At 67.7% G+C, this 15,090-nt stretch carries 12 protein-coding genes; 5 read left to right on the forward strand and 7 right to left on the reverse strand.

Features of this window, described 5'->3' with window-relative positions; all coding sequences use genetic code 11:
• The first annotated feature begins 28 nt into the window (after positions 1–28).
• The 3 genes from ABQE89_RS06270 to glsA all read left to right on the forward strand — a co-directional run bounded on the left by ABQE89_RS06270 (position 29) and on the right by glsA (position 4,046).
• Positions 29–1,594, forward strand: a complete 1,566-nt coding sequence (locus ABQE89_RS06270) for a purine-cytosine permease family protein (RefSeq protein WP_448415208.1) — start codon at positions 29–31, stop codon at positions 1,592–1,594.
• 60 nt (positions 1,595–1,654) lie between these two features.
• Positions 1,655–3,025 carry a glutamine synthetase family protein gene (locus ABQE89_RS06275; protein WP_448415210.1) on the forward strand — a complete coding sequence of 457 codons (1,371 nt, stop codon included), beginning with the start codon at positions 1,655–1,657 and terminating at the stop codon, positions 3,023–3,025.
• A gap of 103 nt (positions 3,026–3,128) precedes the next feature.
• On the forward strand, positions 3,129–4,046 hold the full coding sequence (glsA, locus tag ABQE89_RS06280; protein ID WP_448415212.1) for a glutaminase A: 918 nt from the start codon (positions 3,129–3,131) through the stop codon (positions 4,044–4,046).
• Here the strand turns inward: glsA and ABQE89_RS06285 are convergent.
• The 5 genes from ABQE89_RS06285 to ABQE89_RS06305 all read right to left on the reverse strand — a co-directional run bounded on the left by ABQE89_RS06285 (position 3,959) and on the right by ABQE89_RS06305 (position 10,881).
• Positions 3,959–4,816, reverse strand: coding sequence for a TspO/MBR family protein (locus ABQE89_RS06285; RefSeq protein ID WP_448415214.1), 858 nt, complete (start codon positions 4,814–4,816; stop codon positions 3,959–3,961). The two genes, glsA and ABQE89_RS06285, sit on opposite strands and share 88 nt — an antisense overlap.
• 78 nt (positions 4,817–4,894) lie before the next feature.
• Positions 4,895–7,198: a Tex family protein gene (locus tag ABQE89_RS06290; RefSeq protein ID WP_448415284.1), complete on the reverse strand. Its 2,304-nt coding sequence runs from the start codon at positions 7,196–7,198 to the stop codon at positions 4,895–4,897.
• Between the two features lie 48 nt (positions 7,199–7,246).
• Entirely contained in the window at positions 7,247–8,476 is a 1,230-nt protein-coding gene (locus ABQE89_RS06295; RefSeq protein ID WP_448415216.1) for an oxygenase MpaB family protein, read from the reverse strand.
• Between the two features lie 40 nt (positions 8,477–8,516).
• Complete coding sequence (locus ABQE89_RS06300) at positions 8,517–9,290, reverse strand: sulfite exporter TauE/SafE family protein (protein ID WP_448415218.1); 774 nt, start codon at positions 9,288–9,290, stop codon at positions 8,517–8,519.
• 211 nt (positions 9,291–9,501) lie between these two features.
• The gene (locus tag ABQE89_RS06305) at positions 9,502–10,881 is read right to left on the reverse strand and encodes an MBL fold metallo-hydrolase (RefSeq protein WP_448415220.1); all 1,380 of its coding nucleotides are present in this window, start codon (positions 10,879–10,881) and stop codon (positions 9,502–9,504) included.
• A 132-nt stretch (positions 10,882–11,013) separates the two neighbouring features.
• Here ABQE89_RS06305 and ABQE89_RS06310 point away from each other — a divergent pair, with 132 nt between their 5' ends.
• Entirely contained in the window at positions 11,014–11,283 is a 270-nt protein-coding gene (locus ABQE89_RS06310) for a metal-sensitive transcriptional regulator (protein ID WP_448415222.1), read from the forward strand.
• Positions 11,284–11,285: 2 nt separating this feature from the next.
• Here ABQE89_RS06310 and ABQE89_RS06315 read toward each other — a convergent pair whose 3' ends face one another.
• Both ABQE89_RS06315 and ABQE89_RS06320 read right to left on the reverse strand, forming a co-directional pair.
• Positions 11,286–12,380 (reverse strand): oxidoreductase, encoded by a 1,095-nt coding sequence (locus ABQE89_RS06315; RefSeq protein WP_448415224.1) that lies wholly within the window; start codon positions 12,378–12,380, stop codon positions 11,286–11,288.
• A 28-nt stretch (positions 12,381–12,408) separates the two neighbouring features.
• Positions 12,409–13,569: a site-2 protease family protein gene (locus ABQE89_RS06320; RefSeq protein ID WP_448415226.1), complete on the reverse strand. Its 1,161-nt coding sequence runs from the start codon at positions 13,567–13,569 to the stop codon at positions 12,409–12,411.
• A gap of 83 nt (positions 13,570–13,652) precedes the next feature.
• Between ABQE89_RS06320 and ABQE89_RS06325 the strand changes: the two genes are divergently transcribed.
• Positions 13,653–15,083: a FadR/GntR family transcriptional regulator gene (locus ABQE89_RS06325; protein ID WP_448415228.1), complete on the forward strand. Its 1,431-nt coding sequence runs from the start codon at positions 13,653–13,655 to the stop codon at positions 15,081–15,083.
• The last annotated feature ends 7 nt before the right edge of the window (positions 15,084–15,090 follow it).

Here is a 15,090-nt window from a genome sequence, read left to right on the forward strand (position 1 = left end):
AATTTTGGTAAACCGAAGGAACCACACCATGGAAAAACTGGCAGACGACACAGCCGGGGGACCGGTGGCGACGAAAGTCGACGCCGTCGGCAAGGTCGAAAGTTACGGGATCGAGTACATCCCCGACGAGGACAGGCATTCCCGCCCGCGAAATCTGCTGTTCATTCTGTTCGGCGGAAGCATGACATTCGGGATCATCGTGATCGGCTGGGTGCCGGTCTCGCTGGGCCTGGGCTGGTGGGCGTCTGCCAGCGCGATCGTCGTCGGTTCGGCGATCGGCGCCACGCTGATGGCGCCGATGGCGCTGCTCGGTCTGCGAAGCGGCAGCAACAATCCGGTCGCCAGTGGCGCGCACTTCGGCGCGCTGGGACGAATGATCGGTTCGACGCTGGGCATCACCGCCGACATCGTGTTCGCCGCGCTGTGTATCTGGGCGGCCGGAGAGGTTCTGGCGCGCAGCGTCGTCCGCATCTTCGGTATCGAAAGTCAGACCACCACGGTGGCGCTGCTGATCATGGCCTACACCATCGTGGCGATCGTGATGACCGTGATCGCCGTGATGGGTCACGCCAACATGGTGACATTCACCAAATGGATGATCCCCACCGCGGGCACCATCATGATCACCTACCTGTTCGTCGCGGCGCCCAACTTCAACCCCAACTACGCGGGCGGCGATTACGCGCTCGGCAGTTTCTGGCCGACCTGGATCCTGGGCATGCTGGCCTGTGCCGGAACCGTCAACTCGTATGGACCCTATGTGGGCGACTGGACCCGGCACATCTCCACCAAGAAGTTCAATCCCCGTCGCTCCGTCGCCGCGGCCTGGGTCGGTGGATTCTTCGGGATGGGCGGCGCGTTCATGTTCGGCGCGTACACCGCGGTCACCTTCAAGGACCCCCTCAACGCCTACGCGACCGAGTTCGCCAACAACGTTCCGTTCTGGTTCCTGTTCTTCGCGCTGTACCTGGCGTTCATCCCCGGCACCGCGCAGGCGGTGATCAACATCTACAACATGGGTTTGGACTTCTCCTCGATCGTTCCCGGTCTGAGCCGCGTGCGGGCCACGATCTACCTGTCGATCGTGTCGACCGTGCTGGTGTTCATCGGCGCGTTCTATCAACAGCTTTCGGCGATCGTCAGCTCGTATCTGGCGATCCTGATCGTGCTGGGCGCCCCCTGGAGCATCATCAACCTGATCGGCTACTTCAACAACCGCGGCTACTACGACCCCGATTCGCTGCAGGTCTACAACCGCGGCCAGATGGGTGGCCGGTACTGGTCCTCGGCCGGGCTGAACCACCGCGCCGTGATCGCCTGGCTGGCCGCCGTCGGCACCGGACTGCTGTTCATCAACACCGGCTGGTACGCCGGTCCGGGGACGAAGTTCTTCGAAGGGGCCGACATCGGGTTCGTGGTGGCGATCCTCGTCGGCGTCACCGTCTATCTGGCCTTCCTGAGATGGAACCCCGAGCCCGCCTACACCTTCGGGCCGGGCGGCGCGCGGATCGCCAGCGCCCCGCCGGAGCGTTACGGCGATTTCATGCCCATTCAGGAAATGGACATGAGCAAGGTGCGCTTTCGCCTCGGGTGACCCCGACAAACAGCGCAATGGCAACTGTACGAACGTCATAGAAGAGAAGGTACGAAAAGCATGGATACACTGAGGCCGCTCGATCCCGCGCACAACGAAACCGCAAAGCAGTTGGCCGCCAAAGGGGTCCGCTATGTCACCGCAGCGTGGGTGGACATCCTTGGCAGGTCGCGCGCCAAGAGTCATCCCGTGGACCTGTTGCCCGAACTGCTGGCGGGATTCGCCCGCTACACCCCGCGGGGCATCAACGGCATCGGGGTGATGGATCCGGTCGAGGAGGAGGTCACGGCGCTGCCCGACCTCGACACGCTGACGGTGCTGCCGTGGGACACCCGGTTCGCCTGGATGGCTTCGGACATGTGGTCAGACCGTGGCGAGTCGTTTCCGTTGTGCCCCAGGTCGATTCTGAAGCACCAGATCGAGCGTGCCGCAAATGAGGGCTACCGGTGCACGTTGGGCATCGAGCCCGAGTTCTACGTCTACCGGCCCGAGGATCTCACGTCGGCGGGTTTCGGTGAACTGACCGCCACCGGCGCCATCGAACCCAGCCCGGCTTACGACGTCGAGACGATGTATGACGTGTCGGAGTTTCTCGACGACGTGGTCGTGACGATGAAGCAGATCGGCCTGGAGGCGTTCGCCATGGGCGCCGAGGGCGGTGTCGGCCAGTTCGAGATCGACTTCTACTACAAGGATCTGCTCGAAATGGCCGACCGGGTCACGCTGTTTCGGCTGCTGGTGCATCAGGTCGCCAAGAAGCACGGGCTGGCCGTCAGCTTTATGCCAAAACCTTTTGCCAACCTGTGGGGTTCGGGCGCACACTTCAACCTCGGGCTCTACGACGTGAACAATCCGGGAGAAAGCGTGCTGCGGCTGGGCGGGTCCAGCGTGTGCGGCGAGGACGAGTGGTCCAAGGAGTCGAAGTACTTCGTGGGCGGGCTGCTCAAGCACGCGCGTGCGCTCACGGCGATCACCAACCCCCTGGTGAACTCGTACAAGCGGCTGACCCCGCGCCTCGTCGACGGTTCGGTGTCGTGGGCGCCGATCAAGATCGCATACGGGCCGAACAACCGCTCGTGCATGATCCGGCTGCCCGAGAACCGCCCGGCCATCGAGGTCCGCAATCCCGACGCCTCGGCCAACGTCTACCTCGCCGGCGCGTTCCTGTTGGCCGCGGGCCTGGACGGGATCGCCAACGAGATCGATCCCGGGCCCGAGATGACCGACCTCGCCTCGGAGCACTCCGATATCGAACGGCTGCCCCGCACCCTGCTCGAGGCCGTCGAGGCCTTCGAGGACGACGAGTTGAGCCACGAGGTGTTCAGCGAGGACTTCATCAAGGACTACGCCGAGACCAAGCGTGCGGAGTGGGAGAAGGACCACCTGCCGGTCGGCGACGCCGAAAGGGCAGATCACTTGGTGTACTTCTAGCCCCATACGTCTGGCCGGGCTCGCGTAACTGTGATCCCCCCAACATGTGGCGGGCCCGGTCAGACCTTCTCTGTGGTGACGAAGCTGTAGGGAACGGTGAACGATGACGGTGATTGCAGAAGACTGGTTGGAAGGACTGGTGGACGAGGTCCGGCCGTGCCTGGACCGCGGCGCGGTTTCGGGATATCTGCCTGAGCTTCGCACCGCGCGCGCCGACGAGCTCGCCGTCGCCATCGACCTTGGCGCCCAACAGTTTCTGACCGCCGGCGCGCACGACGCCACATTCTCGATGCAAAGCGTCGTGAAGGTCTTCACGCTTGTGCTGGCGTTACACCATCGAGGCGAGCGGTACGTCTTCGAGCGCGTGGGCTGCGATCAGGGCATCGGCTCGTACAACTCGCTGGAGACTTTCGTCGAGGGCTCCGGGGTGCCGGTCAACCCGTTCGTCAACGCCGGCGCTCTGGTGATCGTGGACATGCTGCCCGGCGACGACCCGGACACCCGGGCCAAGTACGTCGTCGACTTCGTCCGCGCGTTGGCGCGAAACCCCACGATCGAGGTGAACACCCGGATGGCGCGGTCCGAATTCGAACTCGCGGACCGCAACCGGGCGCTGGGATACTTCCTGCGCAGTCAGGGCCTCGTCTCGACCGGGGTGGAAGAACTGCTGTGGGCGTACTGCCAGATGTGCGCCATCGAGGTCGACGTCGTCGACCTGGCGCGGGCCGGCCGGGTGCTGGCCGACACCTGCGACGTCGAGGTCGACGGCCGACGGCTGCGGGCTTCGCACCTGAGACTGGTTCGTCGGCTCATGCTGTTCGCCGGCATGTACGAGGCGTCCGGTCAATACGCGTGCGATGTCGGAATACCGGCGAAATGCGGGGTGTCCGGCGCGATGATCGGTGTCGTGCGCAACCGGATGGGCATCGGAATCTACGGTCCCGCACTCGATCCGTCCGCCAACAGCATCGGTGGGCTGCGCTTGATGCGGTTCCTCTCGGAGAAACTCGACATCGACTGACGGCCCGCGAAGGCCGCCGCGACCGCCAGGACCGCGGCGCCGGCCAACGCGGTGACCAGAATCGAAGTGGTGTCGGCAAGCCGTACCGCGATTCCGATCAGCGCCCAGATGAGCACCAGCGCATAGGCGATATCCCTGTGGCGCAGGGTCATCAGCAACCCGAGCACGGCCGCCGCCGCCACCATGATCACGCCCCAGGTCGGCTCGGAGAGCCCGAAGCCCGACCATCCCGCGTTGTCCAGGGTGATCGTCGCGTTGGCGATGGTGGCCACCGAGATCCAACCCAGATACACCCGGAACGGAATGTGCACCGTCCACCGCTCCAGCGTCGAGGTGGGTGGGCGCTCGGCCTGCAGGCGGTAGATGACGATCAGTGCGCCCAACAACACGGTCATCAGCAGCATGCTGAGCGCGAACCGGTTGTGGTGCCAGGCGAACAACCAGCAGCAGTTCGCCGCGGCGGTCAGCAGATACCAGGGTGCGACGGCCCTGGCGGCACCGCTGTCGGAACGGCCCTTCGCCACCGTCAGGCACAGGTAGACGCTGTAGCCGAGCAACCCGAGGTAGATCACGCTCCAGATGGAGAACACGTATCCGGCCGGTACGAAGTAGACCTCGAAGCGCCGGGTGACGTCGCCGGTGGTCTGCCCGTTGATGGGCAGGCCGTTGGCCAGATAGTTGACGACCAGTGTGGCCGCGGTCGCCAGACCGACAAGGATGGGCCACAACCACGTCGATATGGTCGGACGATCGGCGGTCGGGCTGACCATGGGGCGCTCCTCGGGTTCGGGGCTCAACGCGGATTACATGCCCGTTCCCGACGAATTCGAACCACTATCGCCCGCGGGTCAGTTGCCGAAGCCGGCCTTGCGCAACGCCTCTGCCATCGACCCTCCGGAAGCATCGGCCGCCGGCCGTCGAGAGTTCTGGCCGCCACCCTTGCGGCGGGGAGTTCCGCGGTCGGGCCGCTTGCCCTTCTCGGTCGGGCTGTCGTTGAGCCGCAGGCTCAATCCGATACGTTGGCGCTCCACATCGACGTCGACCACCTTCACCCGCACCACCTGACCGGAGCGCACCACCTCGTGGGGGTCGGACACAAACCGATCCGCCATCGCCGAGACATGCACGAGACCGTCCTGGTGCACACCGATGTCGACGAACGCGCCGAACGCCGCGACGTTGGTGACCACACCTTCCAACACCATCCCGACCTTCAGATCGGTCACCTTCTCCACCCCCGCGGCGAACGTCGCGGTGGTGAACGCCGGCCGTGGGTCCCGGCCGGGCTTTTCCAACTCGGCGAGGATGTCGGTGACGGTGGGAAGGCCGAACCGGTCGTCGGCGAAGTCGGCGGGCCGCAGCGACCGCAACGCCCGCTCGTTGCCGATCAACTCGGTCAGCGTGACACCCGAACGGTCGAGGATGCGGCGGACCACCGGGTACGCCTCGGGATGGACACCGGATGCGTCGATGGGGTCGTCGCCGTCGCGGATCCGCAGGAAGCCCGCGCACTGTTCGAATGTCTTGGCGCCCAACCGGGGTACCTCCAGCAGGGCTTTTCGGTTGCGGAACGGGCCGGTCTGGTCGCGGTGGGTGACGATCGCCTCGGCCAACGACTCCGACACCCCCGACACCCGCGCCAGCAGCGGTACCGACGCGGTGTTGAGGTCGACGCCGACTGCATTGACGGCGTCCTCGACGACCGTGTCCAGACTGCGAGCCAACGTGCCCGGCGCCACGTCGTGCTGGTACTGCCCGACGCCGATCGATTTCGGGTCGATCTTGACCAGTTCGGCCAGCGGATCCTGCAGCCGTCGCGCGATCGACACCGCCCCGCGCAGCGTCACGTCGAGGTCGGGTAGTTCGTGCGCCGCATAGGCGGAGGCCGAATACACCGAGGCCCCGGCCTCGCTCACCAACGCCTTCGCCGGGGCGGCGCCGCCGGCGGCCAGGATGTCGGCGATGAGTTCGGCGGCCAGCGCGTCGGTCTCGCGTGACGCGGTGCCGTTGCCGACGGCGATCAGTTCGACGCCGTGGCGGGCGACCAGCGCCGCCAGTACTGCCTTGGCCGAATCCCATTGCCGCTGTGGTTGATGCGGATAGATGGTGGCGGTGTCGACCACTTTGCCGGTGCCGTCGACGACGGCCACCTTGACGCCGGTGCGGTAGCCGGGGTCGAGACCGAGAGTGGCGCGGTTGCCCGCGGGCGCGGCCAGCAGCAGGTCCTTCAGGTTCTTGGCGAACACCGCGACGGCGTCCTCCTCGGCGCGCCTGCGCAGCCGGATGCGCGCGTCGACCTTTGCCGCGATCATGAGCTTGATACGCCACGCCCACTCGACGGTGCCGGCCAGCCACGGCGTCGCGGGCGCGGTCGCGGTCATGTCGACGTCGAGGGTCTGCGCGATCATCGCGTGGTAGCCGGCGTCGTCGCCACCGTCGAAATTCAGCGCGAGGATCTCCTCCTTCTCGCCTCGCAGCACGGCGAGCACACGGTGCGACGGCATGCTCTCCAGCGATTCGCCGAACTCGAAGTAGTCGCGGTACTTCTGTGCCGCTGCGCTTTTCGCCACCTCCAGCGTCCAGGGCTCGGTGCGCAGCGAGCCGGCTTTCCAGAACTTCTCCCGGATCGCGCCCACCAGTTCGGCGTCCTCGGACGCCCGCTCGGCGAGGATGTGCCGCGCGCCGTCGAGTGCGGCGTCGGCGTCGGCGACGTCACCGGAGACGAACTCCGCGGCCGCCTGCGCCGGAACGAGGGAAGGATCGGCGAGCAACCGGTCGGCCAGCGGCTCGAGTCCGGCCTCGCGGGCGATCTGCGCCTTGGTCCGCCGCTTCGGCTTGTACGGCAGGTAGATGTCCTCGACCCGGGATTTGGTGTCGGCGGCCAGCAGCGCGGCCTTCAACTCGTCGGTGAGCTTGCCCTGCTCCTCGATCGAGGCCAGCACCGCGGCGCGGCGGGCGTCGAGCTCACGCAGATATTGCAGACGTTCCTCGAGAGCCCGCAACTGGCCGTCGTCGAGGCTACCGGTCACCTCTTTGCGGTACCGGGCGATGAACGGCACGGTCGCGCCGTCGTCGAGCAACCGAACGGCCGCGGCGACCTGCGTTTCGGCGACCGCCAATTCCTCAGCAAGACGGGCGTTTACAGACTTCACGAGGTGGTTCTGTGACACGCGCAGACTCTACAACCCGGCCCCGACGGGTCAGCGCCGCAGGGGTGCGGCGGCCTCGAACGCCGCGGCCTTGCCGTCCGACTGCCACCGCAGCCAGTTCTCCCACCGCCTCAGGTTGGCCCGCTGCCACCAGTGGTCCACCCGCACCGAGGCGCGCCGCGCCAGCTCCAACGCGAGGATGACCGGCGACCGCAACAACAGCAACGCGATCCCAGCCGCCGCCGACGGCAGCCGATAGCGGCGGCGGTTCCACGGCAGCATGTAGAGCCCGAGGTAACCGGCCTGCACACGGTAGTGATACTCGGCGCGCAGCCGCGCCAGGCCGCGATGTGTCGGCGCGGGCGCGAAGGCGGGCACGAACGACTCGACGAGCTCGCGGCCGGTGTCACCGCTGTCGTAGCTGCGCGCGGCGTCGGCCATCAGCAGGATCCGCCAGGCGTCGGTGACGGTTTCGGGAAAGTAGCCGTGGCACCGTACCCCGACGAGGTGGCCGCAGTAGCGGTTGAAGTGCAGCACCGCGCGCATCTCGTGCGGCGAGGTCAGATGCCCGAGCAGGTAGAGGCCGAACGCGGGGGCGACGCTCCCGCCGAGCAGTGTCAGCAGCATGGCCGACTGGCTGATCGGCAGCCCCCACCGCTGGGCATCCCACTCGGGGTGCGACTTGACCCGCTCGCGCACGCTGACGTGCATGACCCGCACGTGCAGCGAGATGTTGCGGGCCGGTGTGCCCGGGGTGAGGATCGCGCCAGGTCGGCAGACCTCGATCCACCACCGCGAGGTCTCCAGGTAGCGGTGCAGGGCCCGTTGCCCCGCGTAACCACCCGACAGGGAGAGCGGCACGGCCAACCAGCCCTCGGTGTAGGTGTCGTTGGTGCCGGCGTTGCCCAACGCTCCGAGCGCGTAGGCCCAGCGCCGCCATACCGCGGCGCCTTGCTCGACCAGGTCCGCGTCGACCCATTCGGGCAACTGCTCGAACTCTTCGAACAACGCCCGCATCGATTCGGGCGCCTCGGGGACGTTGTCGATGCCGTCGCGCTGGGCCCGCTCGACGAGTTCGCGGGCCTTCTTGGCGCCGAGTGCCCCGTGGTAGGTATCGGCGACGAACCGTTCCGCCACCGGATCGCCCTCGTCGAGGCCGGCGATGAACGCTCGGGCGACGGCATCGGTGGGGAACAGGTCGACACCGGTGAACCGCTCGACGAGGTTGCGCAGCGCGGCCCGCCGCCCGTTCACGTCCGGGTAGCGGAAGGCGGTCGGCATGCCTCAGTTGTACCCCCTGCGCCGACGCGCCGGGGCGCGGTCAGGCCAACAAGAGTGTGTCGACGAGCACGTAGGCGGCGACGACGAGGACGAGGTAGGCGAACAAGCGCTGCAGGCGGTCGGTGTCGACCTTGGTGCCGAAGTATCCGGCCACCAGCGAGGCGAGCATCGCGGCGACGACGAACGCCGCGGTGACCGACCAGTCCAGGCTGACACCGTGCAGATGCGAGAAGAATCCCGCCACCGAGTTGGCGACGATGATCAGTAGCGATGTGCCGATGGCGGTGGACATTTCGACACCGAGCACCACCACGAGCACCGGGATGATGAGGAACCCGCCGCCGACGCCGAACAGTCCGGTCAGCAAGCCGACCACCAGCCCTGCGCCGAGAGACCGTGGCGCGCAACGGCGCCAGTTGACCTGGCCGGCCCTGACTTCGCATGCGGTTCCGGTGTTGTGCTGGTCGGCCAGCATGCGGACGCCGGCGAGCACCATCACCGCGGTGAACCCGATCAGCACCGCCGCCTCCGGCAGCCCTCTGCTGATCGCGCTGCCCGCAACGCTGGCCGGTATCCCCGCCGCGGCGAAGATGCCTGCCATCCGCCAACGAACCTGTCCCGCCCGGATCTTCGGTAGCACGCCGACAGCCGAGGCCGTGGCGACAACGACCAACGACACCGGAATCGCCTCTTGCACCCCGAGGTTGAGACCGTAGATCAGCACCGGAACGGCCAGGATCGAGCCGCCACCGCCCAGCAACCCCAGCAGCACGCCGATCAGTGCGCCGAGCCCAAGGCCTATCGCCGTCGTCATGGGTCGTCTTCGGTTTGAGCTACCGGCGCCAGAATCTGCGTGCGTGAGGTCGCGGCGGCTCGGCGACCCGTTCGCACCGGCACCGCTGCGCGGCAGGCACCGACCGCATCACCTCGTCGACGTGTTGGCCGCAGCCGTCCCACCCGGTCTTACCGCAGGACGGACATCGAACCGCATAACACATTTGCGCACCTTTCTTCCTTCGGTGAACTCACACCGAGATGCGGGCGCTCGCCCACTCGTCGTAACCGCCCAGCAGGTCGGCCACCTGCTCGAAGCCGTTGGCGCGCAACAATGAAGCCGCGACGCTGGACCGCCAGCCGCCGGCACAATGCACGACGACCGGTTTGCCGGTCGGCACGTCGCCCATCCGGAGCCGCAGCTGCGCCAGCGGGATGTGCAGGGAGCCGGGGATGGCGCCGGCTTCGCGCTCACCGGGATTACGAATGTCGATCACCGCCACCGCATCCCGGGCCAACAGTTCGGCGAGTTCGGCGGCCGTCGTTCGGGGTGCCGACCGCACGAGGTCAGCCAGATCGGTGGGGAACTGCCCGTCGCCGCCGACGTTGAAGTAGCCGACGGTGTTGTCCGAGCCGATTCGGGCCAGCCGAAGTCCGGCCTGCTGCTCCTCGCCGGGATAGGTGATCAGGGCGATCTGTTCGCCGACGTCGGCCACCATTCCGCCGGTCTCGGCGAACCGGCCGTCGAACCCGACGTTGACCGACCCGTGCAGATGGGCCGCGGCGAAATCCTCGACGGTGCGGGCATCGAGCACGCGCATGCCGGTTTCCAGCGCAGTCCGAATCTGCGCCGGTGTCATCTCGGGCACCTTGCGGTCCGGACGCAGCAGCGGATGCACCCGCTTGTTCATCGCGGCGTCGGACGCGAAGTACGCCGGCGCGGCAGGCTGACCGTGGGTGATCAGCTCGACGAACGCCTCTTCGCTCATCGGTTGTACCGACGGGTTGCTCGCCCGCTCTTCACCGATGGTCGAGGTCAGCTCGGTGGACAAGTTTTTGCCGCACGACGAACCGGCACCGTGGGCGGGCAGCACTTTCACGTGATCGGGCAGCGTCATCAGCTTGTGGTGGATCGTGTGATACATCGCCCGGGCCAGGTCAGTCGTGGAGCTCTCGCCGATGTTGACCAGATCCGGTCGGCCGACGTCGCCGATGAACAGCGAGTCACCGGTCAGCACCGCCACGGGCTGCGCGCCGGCACGCTCGCGGACGAGCACGCTGATCGATTCCCAGGTGTGTCCGGGGGTGGCGATGATCTCCAGCTCGACATCGCCGAGTGACAGGCGTTCGCCGTCGGCGAGCCTGCGGATCGGATAGTCGGTCCCGGCGGCCTCGCCGAAGCCGATCCAGGCGCCGGTGGCGTCGACCAACTCCAGGTGCCCAGAGACGAAGTCGGCGTGAAAGTGGGTGTTGATGACGCCTTCGATCGTGAGATCGAACCGGCTCGCGTCGACAAGGTACTCGGTGATGTCGCGGCGCGGATCGACGACGACTGCGCGGCCGGTCGACTCGTCGCCGATCAGATACGACGCATGCGACAGACACTCGATGTAGTACTGCTCGAGGATCATCCTCGGACTCCCTTCCCAGTCGTGGGGGCCTCGCTGCGATACCCCGCCCGGTATGGACGACAATACCCCAGGGGGTATCGAGTCGGCAAATACCCCCCGGGGTACACTGGGGCCCGGAGTGGGAAGGAAGCCATGGTTGGAGACCAGCAAGCGATCGACGGCGTGCTCAACCGACTGCGTCGGGCCCAAGGCCAACTCGCCGGTGTGATCGCGATGATCGAACAGGGCCGCGATTGCAAGGACGTGGTGACTCAGCTCGCGGCGGTGTCGAAAGCGTTGGACCGAGCCGGATTCAAGATCGTCGCGACCGGATTACGAGAGTGCATGACCGGTGCGCAAGACGGTAACGAGACACCACTGACCGAGGCGCAACTCGAGAAGCTCTTTCTGGCGCTGGCCTGAGATCAGGCAAGCGAGGCCAGCGCGGTCTGCGGGTCGTAACCGGAGAACCGGTGGAGTTCGTTGGCGTGCAATCGATTCACCCATGCCGGGTCGGCCAGCAAGGCGCGCCCGAGCGCGACGATGTCGAACTCGCCGGCATCGAACTGCTCGACCAGCCGGTCGACGGGTGCGGGCTCGATGACCTGTCCGCGCTTCTCGCTGCGGAACTGTGTCTGCAACCCGACCGAACCGACCGTGATCACCGGTAGCCCGGTGAGCTTCTTGGTCCACCCGGCAAGGCTCAACGCGCTGCCGTGGTCGGGAAATCCCGCAACGTAGTGCCGCCGCGTGGAGGGGTGCAGCGCGTCGACGCCGGCCTCGACCAATGGGGTGAGAATCTCCTGCAGCTGGGTCGGATCGTCGGCGATGGTCGCCGCGTAGTCGGTGCCCTTCCATTGCGAGAAGCGGAAGATGATCGGGTAGTCCGGGCCGACAGCGGCGCGCACCGCGGCTACCACCTCGGCCGGGAACCGAGTGCGCGCGGCCAGGTTTCCGCCGTAGCCGTCGGCACGGAGATTGGTGCGCTCCCAGAGGAATTCGTCGAGCAGGTAGCCATGCGCGCCGTGCAGCTCGACGGCGTCGAAGCCGACCTCGCGGGCGATGGCCGCGCTGTGCGCGTACAACTCGGCGAGCGCTGCCAGTTCGTCGGCGGCCAGCGCGCGACCCTTGGGCCTGCCCAGGCCGTCGACCCCGGACGGGCTGACCGGCACCACCCCGTCAGCGTCGTCGCGTTCCGCGCCCTGATGCCACAGTTGTGCGGCGATGGTGGCGCCCTCGGCATGCACCCCGGCGATGACGCGCCGCCAGCCGTCGAGCACGTCGTCGCCGGCCAGCGTGGGAATGCCGGACGGATAGCCGGCGGCCGGGTCGGGCAGCCGGATTCCCTCGGTGATGATCAGGCCGACTCTGCCGGCGGCGCGCCGACGGTAGTACGCGGCGACGTCGGGGCCGGGGACGCCGTCGGGTGACGCCTGCCGGGTCATCGGCGCCATTGCGAATCGGTTGGGCACGGTCATCGAGCCGACGGCGAGCGGTCGGAACAGATCGTCTAGGGCCATGCCTGGGTGAACGCGGCACCCGGGCCGCTCATTCCGGGGAGCCGGTGGTGATGTCCGCACCGCCGCTGCCGCCCCACAGTCCCATGCCGTGCAGCGCCGCGGCCCTGCTGATGTCGGTTGGCGAGACGATCCCGACCAGCCGCCCGCCGTCGAACACCAGCGCGCGGCCGTCCGCGCAGCCACTGAGCCGGGGCAACAGATCGGTCAGCGGTTCGTCCGGTGTGGCCGAAGGGATCTCTTGCGGCGGGCACGCGATGTCGCGCAGCCGAACCGACCCGTGCTGCGGCGGGGGGACCGCGCGCAGCCGGTTGAGCGTGACCAACCCCTCGACCCGGCCGGACCCGTCGATCAACGGGAACGCCGAGTGCCGTCGGACCAGCATCACGTCGCGCAGAAACTGCGCGATGGTCAGGTCACCGGGCACCGTCTCGGGTCGCGCGGTCATCACGTCGCGCACCCGCACGCCCGCGAGCATCGTGGTGGTGCGGGCCTGGTGTTCCTCGGCGCTGGCCATCGTCACGATGAACAGCCCCAACAGAATCCACCACAATCCGCCGAACCCGCCGATGGCTTGCAGCAGCCCCAGGCCGATCAGCAGGAAGCCGAACAACCGGCCGGCGCGGGCGGCCCAGACCGTGGCGGTGAACCGGTCGCCGCGCCACGCCCACAGCGCGGCACGCAGGATGCGCCCCCCATCCAGCGGCGCGGCCGGCACCAGGTTGAAAACGGCCAGCACCACGTTGATCATCGCCAGGTAGGTCAGCACGGCCACGGACAGCGAACTGAAACCGGCATCGTCGGCCAACCTGGCCGCAATGCCGAACACGCCCCCGGCCAGGACGCTGGTGAGCGGGCCGACCGCGGCGATGCGAAACGCCGCACCCGGGGTCAGCGCGTCGCCGTGCAACCGCGCGACACCGCCGAGCAGCCACAGCGTGATCCCCTCGACACCCACGCCGTTGCGCCGGGCGACGATCGCGTGGGCCATCTCGTGAACCAGCAGCGACAACACGAACAGCGTCGCCGTGACGACCGCGGCCAGCACGTACTCGTATGTCGCGTAGCCCTCGGCGAGCGTGCGGAATTGCACGGTCAGGCCGATGACCAGCAGTGCCACGATGCCCAGCACGCTCCAGTGCACGCCCACCGACACACCGGCGAGCCGACCCAACCGCACCGTGGGTTTCATGACAGCTCCCTCCGCATCCGTCGGCGAATCCAGGCCTGGATTTCATAAAGTACCCTCTAACGGCCGAGATCAGGAGGAGCCGGATGACGCTGCGGGACCTCAACAGCCGGGGTCGACCGCACGAGATCAAGCTGGCGCGCCGGACCGCGCAGCGCATCGAGGACGACATCCTCGCGGCCGGACACTCGCCCGGCACCCTCTTCGCCTCGGAGTCCGAACTGCGAGAACGCTACGGAGTCAGTCGTGCCGTGTTGCGCGAGGCGATCCGGCTGGTCGAACACCACGGGCTGGCGGTGATGCGGCGAGGTCCCTACGGGGGCCTGATACTTCGCGCACCCGACTCCAGGGCCATGACCCAGGCGGTGCTCGTCTACCTGGAGTACGTCGGGACCTCGGTGCAGGACCTGCTCGCGGTGCGGCTGCTGCTGGAGCCGCTGGCCGCCCGGCTGGCCGCGCAGAACATGACCGAAGAACACCTCGCCACCATCCGCTCGGCGCTGGCGCAGGAGCGCGCAGGCGAACTCGCGTCGGGTGGCCGCGAGCTGTTCCACATCCTGCTGGGCAACATGGGCGGCAACCGGGTGCTGGGGCTGTTCGTCGAAGTGCTCGCCCGCCTCACCGGCCGCTACGCCACCATTCCCGGTCCGCCCGGTGCTACGGAGACCACGGGCCTGAGGGCTGAGTCCGATACGGCCCAGGCCCGCATCGCCGAGGCCGTCATCGCCGGCGACGCGACGCTCGCCGAGCACCGCTGCGTCATCCACCTCGAGGCGATGCGCGACTGGTTGTTGTCGGTGCGCCAGCGTCCGATCCGTCGCCGGCCGCGGCGCGCGGATCCGGGTGTGCTCGAACCGACCGGGCGGGAGAAGCTCGCCGAGGCGGTGGCGCGCAGGCTGATGGCCGACATCGCCGCCAGCGGAGTGCCGGTCGGCGAGATCTATGGGTCGGAGACCGAACTCGTCAACCGGCTCGACGTCAGCAGGGCCGCGTTTCGCGAGGGTGTGCGGCTTCTGGAGTATCACCGGGTGGCCCGGATGCGCCGCGGACCGCACGGCGGCCTGGTGGTCACCAGCCCCGATCCGTCCGCCGGCGTCGACGCGATGGCCGTCTACCTCGAGTATCAGCGCGTCGAGGCCGGGGAGTTGCGGGTGGTTCGGCAGGCGATCGAACTCGGCGCCCTCGGACTCCTGACCGAACACCACGACGACCCCGCGCTGCTCACCGAACTGCGTGACGCCCAGCGCGTGGACAGCGAGACGCCCCACGAGTTCCACCTGCGGCTCGCGGAACTGACCGGAAATCCCGTACTTTCGCTGTTCTTACGCATCCTGCTCGCCGTGTGGGACAGGCATTTCTCCGGGTCCGGTGGTGAGCCGTCCGACGACGCCGCGCTGGCCGCCGCGGCCACCGAGGTTCACGACCGCATACTCGAGGCGATCGCCGAGGGGGATCTGTCGCTGGCCCGGCTGCGCATGCACCGCCACCTCGCGGCGCTGGATCACTGGTGGCAGTAGCGCCGGC

Source organism: Mycolicibacterium sp. XJ1819, from assembly GCF_053483675.1.

Excerpts from the sequence above, each read along its gene's own strand:
- glsA (WP_448415212.1), top strand. The coding sequence starts at position 3,129 with ATGACGGTGATTGCAGAAGACTGGTTGGAAGGACTGGTGGACGAGGTC.
- ABQE89_RS06315 (WP_448415224.1), bottom strand. The coding sequence starts at position 12,380 with ATGGCCCTAGACGATCTGTTCCGACCGCTCGCCGTCGGCTCGATGACC.
- ABQE89_RS06325 (WP_448415228.1), top strand. The coding sequence starts at position 13,653 with ATGACGCTGCGGGACCTCAACAGCCGGGGTCGACCGCACGAGATCAAG.
- ABQE89_RS06295 (WP_448415216.1), bottom strand. The coding sequence starts at position 8,476 with ATGCCGACCGCCTTCCGCTACCCGGACGTGAACGGGCGGCGGGCCGCG.
- ABQE89_RS06305 (WP_448415220.1), bottom strand. The coding sequence starts at position 10,881 with ATGATCCTCGAGCAGTACTACATCGAGTGTCTGTCGCATGCGTCGTAT.
- ABQE89_RS06320 (WP_448415226.1), bottom strand. The coding sequence starts at position 13,569 with ATGAAACCCACGGTGCGGTTGGGTCGGCTCGCCGGTGTGTCGGTGGGC.
- ABQE89_RS06310 (WP_448415222.1), top strand. The coding sequence starts at position 11,014 with ATGGTTGGAGACCAGCAAGCGATCGACGGCGTGCTCAACCGACTGCGT.
- ABQE89_RS06300 (WP_448415218.1), bottom strand. The coding sequence starts at position 9,290 with ATGACGACGGCGATAGGCCTTGGGCTCGGCGCACTGATCGGCGTGCTG.
- ABQE89_RS06275 (WP_448415210.1), top strand. The coding sequence starts at position 1,655 with ATGGATACACTGAGGCCGCTCGATCCCGCGCACAACGAAACCGCAAAG.
- ABQE89_RS06285 (WP_448415214.1), bottom strand. The coding sequence starts at position 4,816 with ATGGTCAGCCCGACCGCCGATCGTCCGACCATATCGACGTGGTTGTGG.
- ABQE89_RS06270 (WP_448415208.1), top strand. The coding sequence starts at position 29 with ATGGAAAAACTGGCAGACGACACAGCCGGGGGACCGGTGGCGACGAAA.